Origin of the sequence: Halobacillus litoralis (genome assembly GCF_009856445.1) — a bacterium.
Taxonomy (GTDB): Bacteria; Bacillota; Bacilli; order Bacillales; family Halobacillaceae; genus Halobacillus; species Halobacillus litoralis.
This window is the reverse complement of the sequence record NZ_WMFA01000003.1, coordinates 23437-38855: the sequence shown is the minus strand read 5'-3', so window position 1 is coordinate 38855 and position 15419 is coordinate 23437. Positions and strand designations below refer to the sequence as shown.

Below are 15419 nucleotides of genomic sequence, written 5' to 3'. Positions count from 1 at the left end.
ATCAAGACAATGTCTTTTTGATTAAATTTTCCCATAATTCAGTGACTTTAGGCCAATGGGCACTTTGAGCTTCATTCCGGTAGATGACACGCTCATAATGATTGGTCAACCGCCTCATGTCATTCGACTGATAATGCCGATCGACCGAAAGCGCAAACTCACGCAGGGTTTGTTCAGGCTTCCGCTTGAACCCTTTATGATCAAGCACTTTTAATAAATAATGATAGGCTTTTTCGTACGTTTCTTCATCTTTGTTTTTCCGGTACTTACGAATGAGCAGCGCAGTCATCCAACGGTACCTTGTAAAGTAAAGAATGATCGCTGCCACAAGGATTGCGCTTAACAGCACCCATAACCATGTGTAACTTTGGCCGGATGCCCCCGTGGCACCTGCAGCATCCGAACTTTCTTCCTCTTCCATTTGCTGCGGGTTCCCCATTTGATCTTCCGGTGTTTCACTATCCGGAGCACCAGCTGGGTCTTCTCCTTCTTCTGTTTCTACATCTGTATAGAAGTCCGTGTTGTTCGTAAATCCTTTGGTCGGCTCAAAAGGTACCCAGCCGATCTCAGGGAAATAAACTTCTACCCAGGAGTGCGCGTTGCCACTTGTCACCTGATAGACATTTTGCACTCCATCACTAAGGTCGGTTTCACGCGTATCGATGCGTTCTCCACCGGTGAAGCCTTTCACCCAGCGGGCTGGAATCCCTTCAGAACGAAGCATGACGACCATGGATGTGGAGAAGTTATCGCAATATCCGAGTTGGGACTCAAACAAGAACTGAGCGACATAGTCTTCATTTTCACCAGGTACCGGAACATCCGTCGTCGAGTACTCAAAGCCATTGGAAGAAAAGTAAGACTCGATCGCTTTCGCACGATCATATCGATTATCTTCAGCCTCAACGATTTGACCAGCCAGGTTTCTCACTCGATTCGGCAAACCATCCGGAAGCTGAAGGTAACGATCACGGATTTCCTGGGGATCGTCATCTCCCGCTTCCCGCAGTTGATCGTACGCAAAGGAAGGATACTCATAATTGGCGATGAATTCATTCACCTTCGCCGGTGAATCCCCTTTCACGGTATCCATCTCCCCCGTGTTCTCGTGGACAAGGAGTTCATAGTCGTTCGGGAACCGCACGAGTGAGGACAGGCCATAGGGATAGACCAACTTTTGAAAAGAAGCCTGCCGGGACATTTCAATCATGACCGTCTGCTCTTCCACTTCTACATTGTCCGTAAACAATTCGTAGCTGATGTTTTGCGGGTCCATATTGGTCACTGGCTCTTCCAGCGTATCTTCCCACCCTTTTCCTGTGTACGTATCCTTGGACTCGATGCGCCAATAACGTTCACCATCCGCCGTCGCCCGGAACACAGGGGTGTCATCTTGAATGAAAGAACCACCAAGACGGCTGTCGTCTTCTCCATAACCGACTTTTTGGACGGTTCCGCCGCCACTTCCTCCCGGGCCAGCTCCGCCTGCAGCACTTTCTATATAAGGGACAGGGTCCGGCCACTGCGGATCAAGTTTTGGTGAGGCGTATGCAGCCGCCGAGGAAAACAAAATGATCGCAAGAAGCGGAATGGCCCACATTTTAGCATTTTGCAGTCCTTTAAAGGAAATCGACTCTTGGTCCATCACTTTGGCAAAGCTGGATAATCCGAGCGCAACCATTCCCAGGATGAATGTTCTTACAATCGACCATTTACCATCGAAGGCCGTAAAGGTATCGACGACTGTGACATAGATGAGTGTCAATAAGACGAAAAAGAACATCCGGCGGGCTACGACGAACCAATAATAAAGCAAATAGCTCATCAACCAGAGAAGGATCAAAAACAGCAGACTCCGGAAGAGCGGCGTCATCTGCCACCATTCCTGTGATTGAATCATCTGGATGTTGAAAAGCACCTGTTCATATAAGACAGTAAACCAGTCCCGTGAAAAAATGCGTTCCGCAATATAAAGTCCATCAATGATGAACGCAAGTCCAAGCCCTTTCAAAGGGATGGATAGATACCACGGCACTTGTAAAAAGGAGACAAAAAAGCAGAACGTCGCGTAGATGAAGAATACACGCACATCATTGGTTTCCGAGATCTGCTCCATCGGCCTCATCCATTCACAGAACAATAGAAAGCCAGTAATATAGAGAATCAGTTTATAGATGAACGATTGTCGCTCTTCCATCATGTGTTCACCTCGAATTGTTGTTTCGTCAGCTGTTCCTCATTCAATAGGTTGACAACGACGCCCTGACTTTTCATCTGCTTCACAGCTTGATGGTCCTGGAACGACATTTGTCCATGAGGACGCACATAGAAAAAGACGACACGCTTGCTTCTTTTTGCCAGTTTGCTAATGGCAACCTGGATTTCCTTATCCAAGTGATGACTTACAAGCATGAGCATCACACCACTTGGGATCAATGACTTTTCACGCTCCAGCTGCTGCGCAAAAGGAATGCGTCCGACAGGTCGGATTCTAGCCAAATGCCCCTGCATCTGCTGCTGATGTGCGTAGTCCTGATGGAAAGGAAAGTATTGACGACCGTCACCGAGGGACATGAATGAGAGTGGAGAGGAGTTTTTATGGAACTCCTTCATCAAGGAAGCCGTGAATTCCACCGCTCCTTCAAAGCTCAATTCACTCATCTCCGGATGATAGACGCCATTCAGGATAAGCATCATGTCGACACTTTTTTCCTGTTCAAATTCTTTCGTCATCATTTCATTCTTCTTCGCCGTGGTTTTCCAGTCCACCCAGGCAAAGCGGTCCCCAGGCATGTATTCACGGACACCGGTGACCATGTTCGTGTTCTTTTCATTTATCTTGAAAGAAGGACTTGCACCCTGTTCAAAGCTGTAGACACGGTCTTTCATTTTCACAGGACGAACATAAGGAAAGACAAGCAGTTTGCTTTCCTTATGATAAACGTGTTCTTTTTTTACAAAGCCGAAAAAGTCACCGGTTTTGATTCTAAGTGCCTTCAGCTTATGGTCTCCACGAGGGACTTTATTCAGTTGGTACCGGTACGTAATGGTCTTGCTGAACCAAGGAAAAATAACCTTTTTCACTTTACGGGGGTTATAAAAGCGGTCCACTTTACCCATATCCTTGTATTTATCTAAGTGTTCGTCCACTTTATTCAAGGAATCCGGCAAGTGTTCTTCGATGATGCAGTAATAGATGGGGAAAGGAACTTTCCTTTTTAACTTCACTTCAACATCGATGGTTTCACTCCCCATCGCCATTCGTTTAGACAGGTTCCGTTCGATCTTCCAATTATCGACCGGATAAATGAGGACGGCGGCCATGTAAAGGAGGAATGGCAGAAATGCATAAAAAAGGAACCAACTGACAAACCCGCCCTGAAACATGGCGTAGGAAAAGAGGATGACAAAAAGGATCGCTACGACAAGGCTTCTAGCGATGATTCCAAGTTTCCGCCTCATTCACTGATGTTCCTCTTCACTGGAATGGACGTGGAGGATAGCAGGCTGTCAATAATCGACTCCGCTGTCTGTCCTTCAAACCTCGCTTCTGATGTAAGAATCATACGGTGAGAAAGGACAAAAGGAGCCATGAATTGAACATCATCAGGTACCACATAATCGCGGTCATGAATGAACGCATAAGCCTTGGCTGCTTTCATTAAGGCGATCGACCCACGCGGGCTGACCCCGAGATAAACGCCGTCATGGGCCCGGGTTCCTGTCACAAGGTCGATAATGTAACGGTTGACCGTACGATCGACATAGACTTCCAATACTTCTTTTTGCAATTCAACAAGCTCTTCCCTTGTCAACACAGCGGAAATATCTTCGATTGGGTGGCCGTTCGAAGTTCTTGAGAGCATCTCCATTTCCTGCTTTGCAGAAGGATAACCCATCTTCATCTTTATCAGGAAGCGGTCAAGCTGAGCTTCCGGTAATGGATAAGTCCCTTCATACTCAATCGGGTTTTGAGTCGCCATGACAAAAAACGGGTCACTGAGAGGAACGGTATTCCCATCCACCGTAATACTCGTTTCTTCCATTCCTTCCAAAAGAGCGGACTGCGTCTTCGGGGATGTCCGGTTGATCTCATCCGCCAAAACGATATTGCCAAGGATCGGCCCAGGCCTGAATTCAAACTCCAAACTCTTCGGATTATATATCGATACACCCGTCACATCAGAAGGAAGCAAATCCGGCGTGAACTGGATACGTTTAAAGTCACAATCCAGAGATTTAGCCAGCGTTTTCACAAGCATCGTTTTCCCGACACCTGGAACATCCTCCAAAAGGACGTGCCCTTTCGCAAGTAAGGCGACAAGGCTCAACATCGCGGCTTCTTCCTTCCCGATCATGACCTTCCTCATATTTTTAAGTACTTCCGATATTTTCGGTTGATACAAAAATGTCTGCTGAGTCATTTGGTGTACCCCTTTCTCCCTAAGATACTATTTTTTCTGAAAAATCAAGCTCCTTTTAACTATACTATATTGCAGGGGGTTGAACAAAGGTTGATGTCCATTGGATATTAAAGGAAATGGCGTCAATACAGGGTTTATCCTTCATAAAAAAATTTGTCGATAGGAGAAGAATAAGATTACTGATCATCCCCTTTCTTTTTTCAAAAAAATGGTTAACTTCCATGACTATTTATGGTATCTTGAATTTGAGCCATCTTAATTAAAGATAAAAGAATTCAAAGAGACGAAAGTTTGTATAGGTATAGGTGGCGGGGCCCCAGCGTTGAGCTGGGGCTTTTAATATGTTTGAGTTTGTGAAAATATGAACAGAAAGCCTGACACCTTTAAAAGCAGATGTGGTGCCTGGCACTGCATCCCTCTTCACCGGTACCAGGTACACCTCTCCCACTACACCCACAAAAAAAGCGCAAACCATTCGTTTACGCTCTCATTGGTAAGGTTATAAAAAAACAGTGCTTCCGACCATCGGTTTCCAATTGAATCTGACCGCCATGGCGTTCCACAATCTGTTTACTGATGGCAAGGCCAAGCCCAGACCTCCCGTCTGACCGGGAAGGGTCCACACGGTAAAAGCGATCAAAAACTAGATCCTTTTCAGTTAAAGGTATCTCCTTTCCTTCTCCACTTACCTTGATCACGTATTCTCCGCCTTTTACTCTTCCTATAACCTTAACCCCATCTGTACCCTCATGATACTCCAGAGCATTTCTCAATAGATTCGTCAGAACCTGCTGGATCCCTTGTCTATTTACAGGCACCTCCGCGTCTTCCAACTCACTCTTCAATCCGATGCCTTTTTTCTCAAATTCCAAAGTGAACATTTGGATTACTTGAGAGATGACCTGGGTCATTTCCTCCTGACTGACCTCCAGTGGCTTCGAAGGGCTCATCGTCGTCCAGGCTTCCATGTCATCCAGCCGGGCAAGCAGTTGAGAGACTCGGTCGGTTTCTTCTGCGAGAGAGCGGTAAATCGTCTGATCCCCTGGAATCACCCCTTTTTCAAGGGCCTCTAGATAACCTTGCAAGTTGGATAACGGTGTCCGTATTTCATGCGATAAATCACGAAGCATTTGATGCCGCGAACGCTCCTGTTCCTGCATACGACGGTTCATACGATTGAAGTGAACGACAAGCTCTCCTATTTCATCGTTGGTTTGGACGTCCAGATCTCCAGGATAAGTCCCTGATTTCATCGTTTCCATGGCATTTGTCAGCTCTTTGACAGGTACAAGCACTTTCCTTGTTACCGTTGAATATAAAAAAGCCCCCATCACGATGACGACGCCTCCGATTACCCATGCGTAAATTAAGAGAGAACGATTGAAGGTCAACTGGGCTTCACGCTCGACACCTGTAATGTCAGCAGCAAGAAAACAGGCTGTCTGATAAAGCGTCATTCCTGTAACGATTACGACTCCAATCAGGAGGGCAATATTTACGATCGTCATCTTCACCCAAAGTTTCGGCGGCAGGAGACGTTCAATGAGACGCATATTTATACCCCATCCCTCTCACCGTCACAATCCTTTTCGGAACAGATGCATCCGCTTCTATTTTCCGGCGGAGCTTTTTGATGTGCGCATCAATGGTACGGGCCATAATATCCGCTTCGCCGTTCGGGTGGATTTGCTCGAGCAGCTGTTCTCTCGTAAACACTTGATCTTTGTGATCCATCATAAAATAAAGCAAATTGAACTCATAGTGCGTCAACTCCAGCCGTTCCCCGTTCAACCATACTTCCCCTTTACGCGGTTTCACTTCAAGTCCTTCATGGGAAAGCTTTTGACACACATGCCCTGTCCTCCGTAAGACGGCTTCCACGTGTGCCATCAATTCTTCAGGGCTGAACGGTTTCGTCATGTAATCATCAGCGCCGAGACGCAGTCCTGTAATACGGTCTTCCGTCGTTCCTTTCGCAGATAACATAATGACGCCGGGGGGATCTTCGCTGTCTTTCTTAACGAAGCGACATAATTCCTCCCCGCTCCATTTAGGCAGCATCAAATCAAGGATCAACAGGCAGGGGCGGTGTTGAAGATAGAGCGTTCTGCCCTCTTCCCCGTCATAAGCCTGTTTGACGCTGTACCCTTCATTCGCTAAGTAAATGCTTATGAGATTTGAAATCTTCCGATCATCTTCAACGATCAGTACTTCCGTTTTCATGTAATCACCCTTACATTCCTTCCATCCTTTGTACCATCATATCGTAATTCATCGCCCCGAGCATGACAGAACTGATTTTGCCTTCTTCATCGACAAAAACGGATGTAGGGACGGGATTGACCTCATATTGGTTGGCGACGGAAACGTCCCGATCAAGCAAAATCGGGAACGTTAACCCGAATTCGTCTACAAAGTCCTGGACACCTTGTACACTCGCTTCGGTTTCCGTTAAATTCACGGCCAGCACCTGGATATCTTCATTTGCCGAAAACTCCTGCATGTCCGGCATTTCGGCTCGACAAGGCGGACACCATGTGGCCCAGAAGTTGATCATGACTTTTTCTCCACGGTAATCGGACAAAGAAACCTCTTCGCCACTGAGCGTCTGCAGCGTGAAATCCGGCGCCTGCTGTCCTTTTTCCAAACCAATGTCAGCTTCCTCTGTAGCTGGCCCTTCAGCAACCATCTTCTCGCCTTCAGCCACCTGTTCTTTGGTTTCCCCTTCATATACAAAATCATAAATTGCCCAACCAAATAAGGCGGTTACAATGACAATGAGCCCCCATTTCTTCATTCAGCCCTCTTCCTTTCTATAAAAATATCATGCCTAGATTGGCAAACCATGTATCCTGAACCAAATTCAAAAGCAATGTCGAGATTCTCGTCATATACCCGGTATAGAGAAACGCTCCGGCTAAGATCATCGCCACTCCACCGACTTTCATGATCTGCTCACTATATTTCAAGATGGCCCGGGTGGATCCTATGAAAAAGGAAAACAAAAGAAACGGCAGGGCGAATCCGATGACATAAACAACGGTGTACAAGATCCCCTGTGTCGGGTTGCTTGCGGACAACAGGAGAATGGATGCAAAAATCGGGCCGATGCAAGGCGTCCACCCTGCTGCAAACCCCATCCCTGCAAAAAAAGTTCCTGCCAGGCTAAGGGACGTTTTCGGTTTCGTCTGCACCCTTTTCGTTTTCATAAACCAGCCGATCTTCAACCATCCCGCGACGAACAGACCCATCAAAATAATGAAAACTCCAGCCAGCCGCTGCAGTAGCAGCCCTGAGCTTCCTGTTAAGATATTTTGTACAGCACTTCCTACATAAGAAGCACCAATTCCTAAACTGATAAAAATCGAAGAAACACCTAGAAGAAAGAGAATAGAATGCGTGAGTAACCTCTTCTTCACCTCAAGACTTCGATTCTCTTTCATCTCTTTCACACTCATCCCGGTGATATAAGATAAATAGGCCGGGAACAAAGGCAGGGTACACGGCGATAGAAAAGAAATGATCCCTGCTCCGAGTGCCAGCCAAAGCGTTACATCAGTCCCCATTTTTCAAACCTCCTTAAAATGTATTCCTCAGAACATCGACTTCCTTATGTTCTCCTATCTATGTAAACATGTTTTCATGCCCGTTTTCTCCCGCTTAAAATATAGCCCCATACCATCAGGCTGAGAATGACATAAAACCAAACGCTGATCCTGTATCCCATGAGATCCGGTGCTTGATACAGCCATCCACAGACCATTCCAATTGTGGATGCAGCGGCGATTTTCACAGCAGGTTTGATCAAAAATAGCACCAGAAGAAAAAAGACAAAAGCAAAAGCCACATCAACCAGATTCCCCTGAGCAAGCACAAGCTGACGTAAGAGCGCAAATGCCAGCAGACTAGTCGCAAGAACCAAAATGGAAGAGCCGGCAAAACGACGGTGTACCATCCTTTTGCGCCATTCAAAAACAATAGTCAAACATGTGGCTATGTACAGTTCCTTCGCCCCGCCAGGGTAAGAGAGGACGGATAAAGGATAGTCAAACACGAGCTCCCATCTCGTCACAAACTTCGCTCCTATAAAAGCGAAAATCCAAGTGGTCAACAAGGATAAGAAAATTTCGATCTTTTTCTTCTTCTCATTCTCTTGCAAAATCCATAGAACCAGCACCCCGGCGGCAATGGATACCGCCCGAATTACCAGTATAGGCTGTATAATCATAGGTTTCCTCCGCTCGAACCTGTTAAATTTACCGTTCCAAAATCCAGTATAAAACAAGTTTATGAAAATATGATGAAAGACAAAACCCTTTCACCTGGAATGGACCCGGCAAAAGGGGAAGTTTGTTCATCCTTTTTCATTATTAAAATACATAAGAGGCCGCTTTCCGAGCCCTCTAATATTATCCGAATAGGTCAAAATCTCAGGCTTTTCAGCTTGCAAGAGATCGTTAATTCCTTTGACAGTATAGCTTCTACAGCCTCCATCTGCCTCTTCAAGAGCAGAAGACTCAATAAAAAGATGCTTCGAATGGGCGAATAGCACCTCTATGACTTCCTCATAGTTATCGAAATGATGCAGGACACTCAATGCGAGAATCACATCAAACTTCTTATTCTTGCAGAGCTCTTTCAATTCCTGTACTTCCACACGCCTGTTGATGAGTGTTACATTCGGGTTTTCATTCATATCGTAAATCTTTTGGGCTTCCTTTTTCTCCTCAATCATCGTTACCGGCACATTAAAGTCTTCCGCGATCCGGTAGGAAAAATAGCCGTTGTTAGCTCCGAGATCAAGGACCGTAAAGGGATCACGCCATCCCTTCATCTTTTCCTTTACTTTTTCATACCTGTTTGCACACTCTCTTTGACCCTTTTTGACAAGTTTCCCTTTCACCCATAGATCCTGATACACGAATCGATTCCCCCTAATAAAGTATTTCGTTTCTCCTGATTCCACCAAACCATACAAAGACGCCTTTTCCCTGCCATTGGACTCAAAGTACATATGAAACACGTGCGACGCCACTTCTAATGGGTAAACCCCATTTGCAACTTGCTCCCACTCCTTAATTTCATCCAAGTCTATGACTCTCTTTCTTTTCGGGGGAATTCTCGCCAAAATCGATTGACTCCCCAATACTGAAAGAGCTGCTATACGATGCTGTCCGCCTGTAATCAAAAAACGGTAGTCCTTTCCCTTCTTCAGAAAGTGGCCTTTAATGAATCCATCATGAAATTGTGTAGGTTGGTACCCTTCTGCTTTCAATTTTTCATAGACATGAACCAATCGTTTGTACTCTTTTCTTATGAATGTTTTTGTATTGGGGCCATAGTGTTGGCTACCCTCTTTCTGTACGCGTCTATGATTCATCCCCCAAGGCAGTGGCACCCAACGTTCCTGATATATTGGGTTAAAGGCATCGCCACACATAAAGCATTCAAACATCGAGGCAGGTTGATAGAGAGAATAATATTTGAAGAGAAAGGAATCCCTGTAAATCATTTTCGGTTTTTTCCTGTATTCTTTGAGCGTTACACACAAGTAATGCCAACCCTGCTCCGTATAAGAAAACCCTTGCCAATCCACACATTTGTTCAAAGGGACCTGAACTGTTGGTGAGGAGCTGATTAGAGCATCCTTTCCATAAGGTATAGTCATCTACCTGCGTCTCCCTTTTTAAGAATTCTATATTTCTCAGCTTTCTCTTTCCCTGTCGTTTGAAAATAACAATGAAACACTTTCTGTGCTGCCCTCACACTATACGTTCCGTTTTTCACTTGCTCCCATTGATCAATATGACGAATATCGATGACCCTTTTCCAGTCCGGCTGAAGTTTTACATCCAAATCCGTTTGCCCCAGCACGCCTAAGACAGCCATCCGATGCTGCCCACCTGTCACTTTGAAACGATAATCTTCTCCGTTCCTCAAAAAATGCCCACGGACATATCCGTCACGATGATTCAAAGGCTGATATCCTTGCACCCTCAACTTATGGTAAAGAGTAGTGATTCTTTCAAACTCTTTTTTTATGAACGCGTTGGAGTTGGGCCCGAAGTGCTGATTATCCAATAATTTCACTCTAAACGATTGGTCCCATGGAAGAGGAACCCATGGCGTTGTGTGGTGCTTAGAATTAAACTCTTCCTCACACAGAAAACATTCAAATGTGGAACGAGGCTGATATTTGTCATAGTACTCCTTTAGTATAGAAATGGAGTAATGGAGGTCAGGGTTTTTCTTGTATTCCCTTAATAATGCGCTGAAATAATGCCAGCCTTCCTTTGCGTACATAAACCCCTGCCAGTCGCAGCACTTGTGCAAGGGAACATTGACAACCTCTAAAGAACTCTCCAATCCCGTTAGCCCTTTTGGAACAGTCACATCCATCCGCCCCTTAAGTTTCACCTTTCTGTTTGACTTGACGATTGATCTCCGTCCATTGCGGATTCTTCCTTAAAACATCCAAAAGGTCCTGAAAGGTAAACGCCGGGTTGGTTGGATACAGATGCTCGAGAACGGTAGAGACAAATTGGAAATCTTCCAATGTATCAACGGTCCAGCGGTGATGACTTTCATCCGTGTCATGAGTAACCTGTGCAACCCCCTGGTCTCCGACTCTCTTGACAATGAATGGCGTCACATGTTCAAGGTCATGGGGAGAGTTTGCATTCATATAGGCATCTTTTAGAACTTCATAAGGGAAAACTTCTGTATCCAGACCTCTTGGATAGGAACGGGTCCTTGTGTTCGACACATACAGGTAATTTGGATAGTGATCTAGAAAATACGTGATGACTTTATCGATGACACCCGGATCAATGAATGGACAATCGGCAGTCAGCCTGACTACGGCATCTGCTTTATAATGTTCACATGTCTCATAAAACCTTCCAAGTACATCTTTTTCAGATCCTCTAAAAGTATCCACATTCAAATCTTTGCACAAATCAATAATCGGATCATCCAGGGCTTTCTTTGTTGTGCTGATCACCAGATGATCGATTTTTCTTGAACGCTTCATTCTTTCCACTTGGTACTCAAGCAAAGATTTCCCATTGACTTTTTTCAGCACTTTTCCAGGGAGCCTTGTCGACCCCATCCGAGCCTGAACAATAGCTATGACTTTCATGATTCCACCTCTTTTATTACCCGATAAGGTTCCACGACATCGGCGTCCCCTTTGGCACATTTTTATTTACTTTTTTACCAAGAAGCAATTCGTAATACTTAGGGGGCAGACCGAAACCAGGCCGGATGGATCGCAGGTTATCTTCCGTCAAAATGTCTCCTGCCTTGAGGTTTTCTGTAATGTATAAGGAACGCCGGTATTGACCTGACGCTTTTTCACTGTGGGTCGGACCGTAATTCACCGTACCCAGAGCCAGCCAGGCTCGTTCTGTTTCTTCAACTAACCGGGCCATTTCATCGGGTTCCAATGAAAATTGTGCATCCACTCCACCGTCTTCGCGTGCGAGGGTAAAGTGTTTCTCTACAACGGTTGCACCGAGGGCTACGCTGGCAACTGCCACACCCGTGCCCAGCGTATGGTCAGACAAACCGACCTGGCACTGAAAAAGATCCCGCATATGAGGAATGGTCACAATATGAGAGTTTTCAGGTGTAGATGGATAACTGCTTGTGCACTTCAACAGGATCAGGTCTTTCCCTCCCGCTTCTCTGAAGGCTTGAGTCATTTCAGCCATCTCCCCTGCCGTAGCCATTCCTGTCGAGATAATAAGAGGTTTCCCTGTTCTCGCTACTCTCCGAATTAAAGGGAGGTCGGTATTTTCAAAGGATGCGATTTTGTAGAGAGGGACATGCAGGCTTTCTAAAAAATCCACCGAGGATGCATCGAATGGCGTGCTGAAACCGATCATCCCAAGCTCCCGGCATCGAGCGAATATCTTTTCATGCCACTCCCACGGGGTGTAGGCTTCCTTATAAAGATCATAGAGGCTCTTTCCTTTCCAAAGACTCTCCGGATCTTCAATTTGAAATTCGTCCCCCTTATGCTTAAGCGTCATTGTATCTGCGGTATAGGTCTGGATTTTCAAGGCATGCGCCCCCGTCTCTGCTGCCTTATCTACGATTTCCAGGGCTCGAGCGAGTGACTGATTATGATTTCCCGACATTTCTGCAATGATGAATGGAGGATGATCAGGACCGACCTTTCTTCCTATGATTTCGATTTCCATCATCCTGCCCCCTTTTTAAGATTTCACGCCTTTTGAGCCACCCATCTTTAAATAAACCCATAGGAATAACATCTATGAATTTCCCTTCACGCACTATTTGTTCGATCAGCCGCCCTTCAGGAACGAATCCAAGTTTTTCATGAAACCGAAGACTGGCAACATTAACATCCAGGACTTCTGCACAAACTTTCCGGATGCCGACTGTTTCGAACATAAAATCCAGCCCCAGCATACCCATGGCCGTCCCGGCGCCTTTTGGTGCCTCACGATCACCAATATAAAAACCCCATTCACACGTTCCCTGTTTTTGATCGATATTGGTGAACCTGACAACCCCGATTGGACGCTCCTTGTAAATGAATAACTTGGTGTAAGAAGAAGGGTTCTGCTGATCCCTTTCAAACCATGAAACATGATCCTCCCAGGGAATCCACTGGTCATGATACATATGAATCCGGATGTGCTCGGCGTTCCGCCACTTCCAAATCATCGGCAGATCCGCACGCTCGACGTCACGTAAACGAAACTCATCCATCGCTTCCATCCCCCATCATCAAACGGGAAACGCCGTAAGGCTTATGGTCTTTCATCAAATGCTTTCCTGTTTCAAGAGCCTTCTTTATCAGGTCTGGTTCAGCTATGAATCTTTGTAAATGTTGAGAAAGAAGATTCACATCTACCTCTTCACTTTTCCCCAAGTAAAAGACCACACCTTTTTCCTGGAGGGTGGAGATGACTTCTCTTTGATTTGCCGCTGTTTCAATGATCAACGATGGTAGATCCATGTAACAACGTTCCCAAACAGAACTGCCCCCAGCTCCAACCGCAAGATCCGCATGTTCCATAAGCCGGGCCATTTCCTTCGTTTGTACGTGCAGCTGCATCCCTTCCTTCCTCTCACAAAAACGAGCAATGTCTTGCCTGCACGAGTGAGAGCTCCCAATTACGATATCAACCATAAGCGGAACGTTTAACTTCTCAATGGCCTTGAGTGTTTTCAACGTTTCATTGGTAGGATCACTACCGCCAAATGACACGAGGATGCGTCGTACGTTTCCATCCCATTTCCGGTTACACGTAGATTGTAAGAATTCTTCTCTTAAAAGGGTGAAAGCCGGACCAAGAAGAAGTTTCGTCCGCTCAGGAACGAGTCCTTTGTACCTTTGTTCCATATTTCTATACAGATTCTGGTCAAGAAGCAGGTCACAATCATGAGGGCGGTTCGCAAGATCATCGATGACCATTAATTTTTTAATATGATGTCCTACCGCTTTCTCCCAACGGGCGTCCAGCCCATAATGATCCACCACAAGCCATTCAGCACTCCCAATGTTCTCTAAAATATGGATCGTTCTTACTGCGTCTTCTTTCCAGGAGACATTGTAAGCCCCCGTCATTTCATAAACGCGGTAACCACTCTCCTGTATAAAGTCAACTAAATCTCCTGGCCGTCTTCTGCACATAAAAAAAACCTCTGCTCCAAGTGTTCGAAGCTCACCCGCGAGCGTGAGGCACCGCATCACATGTCCTGTGCCTCCTTTTGTAGAGGCATCTACTCTAAATCCTACTCTCATTGACCGGCACCTGCAGCCGTTTCAAAATGACGGAGCACTTTCTTCACCGCACACACAACATCTGCCACATCACTCTCTGTCATACCAGGAAATAACGGCAGGCTTACAATCCCTTCGTAAACCTCTTCGGCCACCGGACACATCCCTTTAGTATAACCACGGTCTTTGTAGTAGGGTTGGGTATGGACCGGCATGTAGTGCACATTCACCCCGATATTTTCTGCACGGAGCGCCTCAAAAATATCTTTTCGGAGGCCTTTTAGAGGTCCTGTCATGCGTAGAATATAAAGGTGATGAGAAGAGTTGGCTTCCGGTAGTTGCTCGTGAGTGATGACATTTGCCATTTGGCAGAATTCCTTGTTATATACACTGACGATAGCCCTTCGCTTCGCTACAAAAGCATCCAATTTAGTCAGCTGACTGCTACCGAGGGCTGCCTGCAGATCCGTCATGCGGTAATTGTATCCAAGAAACTGCATTTCATATTCCCATGGATGCCGCTTCTCGAGCATTTGCCCGGCGTCTTTCGTTATCCCGTGCGTGCGGAACATCATCAACTTCTCATAATACTTTCGGTTATTCGTAGTAATAATGCCCCCTTCGCCTGTGGTAATATGCTTTACAGGGTGGAAGCTGAACATGGTCATATCACTGTATGATCCCACTTTTTCTCCTTTGTACTCCGCCCCTAAAGCATGAGCGGCATCTTCAATGACGACCAGTCCATGCTGATCGGCCAGGGCTTGAATCTTTTCATAATCCGCCGGCTGGCCTGTAAAATCCACAGGAATGATCGCTTTGGTTTTGGATGTCACTAAGGATGCAGCCGAAGATGGATCAATATTATACGTCTTCGGATTAACATCAGCGAACACCGGCTTTCCTCCGGTGTACAACACACAATTGGCACTCGCAACAAACGTCAAAGGAGTCGTAATCACTTCATCTCCTTTGCCGATTCCCGCAGCAAAACAAGCGGCATGCAACGCTGCTGTACCATTGGAAAAAGCTACAGCATACACAGCTCCTACGTAATCAGCCACCCCTTTTTCAAATGCGTCGATGGCAGGTCCTGTTGTAATAAAGTCACTTTTCAAGGCATTGACAACGGCTCTGACATCCTGATCGTCGATGGACTGCTTCCCGTAAGGAAGCAGCGAATCACGGACGGGTTCTCCCCCGAAAATCGCTAGCTTTTCTTCCACATTTTTAAA

The 15419-nt window shown here is 45.9% G+C and carries 15 protein-coding genes; all 15 read right to left on the bottom strand.

Going from position 1 to position 15419, the window contains the following annotated elements; all coding sequences use genetic code 11:
• Position 1: 1 nt before the first annotated feature.
• On the bottom strand, positions 2-2197 hold the full coding sequence (locus GLW00_RS10670; RefSeq protein WP_160913888.1) for a transglutaminase TgpA family protein: 2196 nt from the start codon (positions 2195-2197) through the stop codon (positions 2-4).
• Positions 2197-3462, bottom strand: coding sequence for a DUF58 domain-containing protein (locus GLW00_RS10665; protein WP_160913886.1), 1266 nt, complete (start codon positions 3460-3462; stop codon positions 2197-2199). The genes GLW00_RS10670 and GLW00_RS10665 overlap by 1 nt, the downstream gene beginning before the upstream one ends.
• On the bottom strand, positions 3459-4424 hold the full coding sequence (locus GLW00_RS10660) for an AAA family ATPase (RefSeq protein ID WP_160913884.1): 966 nt from the start codon (positions 4422-4424) through the stop codon (positions 3459-3461). Before GLW00_RS10660 ends, GLW00_RS10665 begins: the two co-directional genes overlap by 4 nt.
• A 479-nt stretch (positions 4425-4903) precedes the next feature.
• Positions 4904-5977 (bottom strand): HAMP domain-containing sensor histidine kinase, encoded by a 1074-nt coding sequence (locus tag GLW00_RS10655; RefSeq protein WP_160913882.1) that lies wholly within the window; start codon positions 5975-5977, stop codon positions 4904-4906.
• Complete coding sequence (locus GLW00_RS10650) at positions 5964-6647, bottom strand: response regulator transcription factor (RefSeq protein ID WP_160913880.1); 684 nt, start codon at positions 6645-6647, stop codon at positions 5964-5966. Before GLW00_RS10650 ends, GLW00_RS10655 begins: the two co-directional genes overlap by 14 nt.
• A gap of 10 nt (positions 6648-6657) precedes the next feature.
• Positions 6658-7221, bottom strand: a complete 564-nt coding sequence (locus GLW00_RS10645; RefSeq protein ID WP_160913879.1) for a redoxin domain-containing protein — start codon at positions 7219-7221, stop codon at positions 6658-6660.
• Between the two features lie 16 nt (positions 7222-7237).
• A complete protein-coding gene (locus tag GLW00_RS10640; protein WP_160913877.1) occupies positions 7238-7990 on the bottom strand; it encodes a cytochrome c biogenesis CcdA family protein in 753 nt (250 codons plus the stop codon).
• A gap of 74 nt (positions 7991-8064) precedes the next feature.
• The gene (locus tag GLW00_RS10635) at positions 8065-8652 is read right to left on the bottom strand and encodes a hypothetical protein (RefSeq protein WP_160913875.1); all 588 of its coding nucleotides are present in this window, start codon (positions 8650-8652) and stop codon (positions 8065-8067) included.
• 126 nt (positions 8653-8778) lie between these two features.
• On the bottom strand, positions 8779-10092 hold the full coding sequence (locus GLW00_RS10630) for a class I SAM-dependent methyltransferase (RefSeq protein WP_160913873.1): 1314 nt from the start codon (positions 10090-10092) through the stop codon (positions 8779-8781).
• Positions 10089-10817 carry a hypothetical protein gene (locus tag GLW00_RS10625; protein ID WP_160913871.1) on the bottom strand — a complete coding sequence of 243 codons (729 nt, stop codon included), beginning with the start codon at positions 10815-10817 and terminating at the stop codon, positions 10089-10091. The genes GLW00_RS10630 and GLW00_RS10625 overlap by 4 nt, the downstream gene beginning before the upstream one ends.
• A gap of 13 nt (positions 10818-10830) precedes the next feature.
• Positions 10831-11565 (bottom strand): cytidylyltransferase domain-containing protein, encoded by a 735-nt coding sequence (locus GLW00_RS10620; protein WP_160913869.1) that lies wholly within the window; start codon positions 11563-11565, stop codon positions 10831-10833.
• A gap of 16 nt (positions 11566-11581) precedes the next feature.
• Complete coding sequence (gene pseI, locus GLW00_RS10615) at positions 11582-12634, bottom strand: pseudaminic acid synthase (protein WP_160913868.1); 1053 nt, start codon at positions 12632-12634, stop codon at positions 11582-11584.
• Entirely contained in the window at positions 12594-13166 is a 573-nt protein-coding gene (gene pseH / locus GLW00_RS10610) for a UDP-4-amino-4,6-dideoxy-N-acetyl-beta-L-altrosamine N-acetyltransferase (protein ID WP_160913866.1), read from the bottom strand. Before pseH ends, pseI begins: the two co-directional genes overlap by 41 nt.
• Entirely contained in the window at positions 13159-14205 is a 1047-nt protein-coding gene (pseG, locus tag GLW00_RS10605; protein ID WP_160913864.1) for a UDP-2,4-diacetamido-2,4,6-trideoxy-beta-L-altropyranose hydrolase, read from the bottom strand. The genes pseH and pseG overlap by 8 nt, the downstream gene beginning before the upstream one ends.
• Positions 14202-15410: a UDP-4-amino-4,6-dideoxy-N-acetyl-beta-L-altrosamine transaminase gene (gene pseC, locus GLW00_RS10600; protein WP_160913862.1), complete on the bottom strand. Its 1209-nt coding sequence runs from the start codon at positions 15408-15410 to the stop codon at positions 14202-14204. Before pseC ends, pseG begins: the two co-directional genes overlap by 4 nt.
• Between the last annotated feature and the right edge of the window lie 9 nt (positions 15411-15419).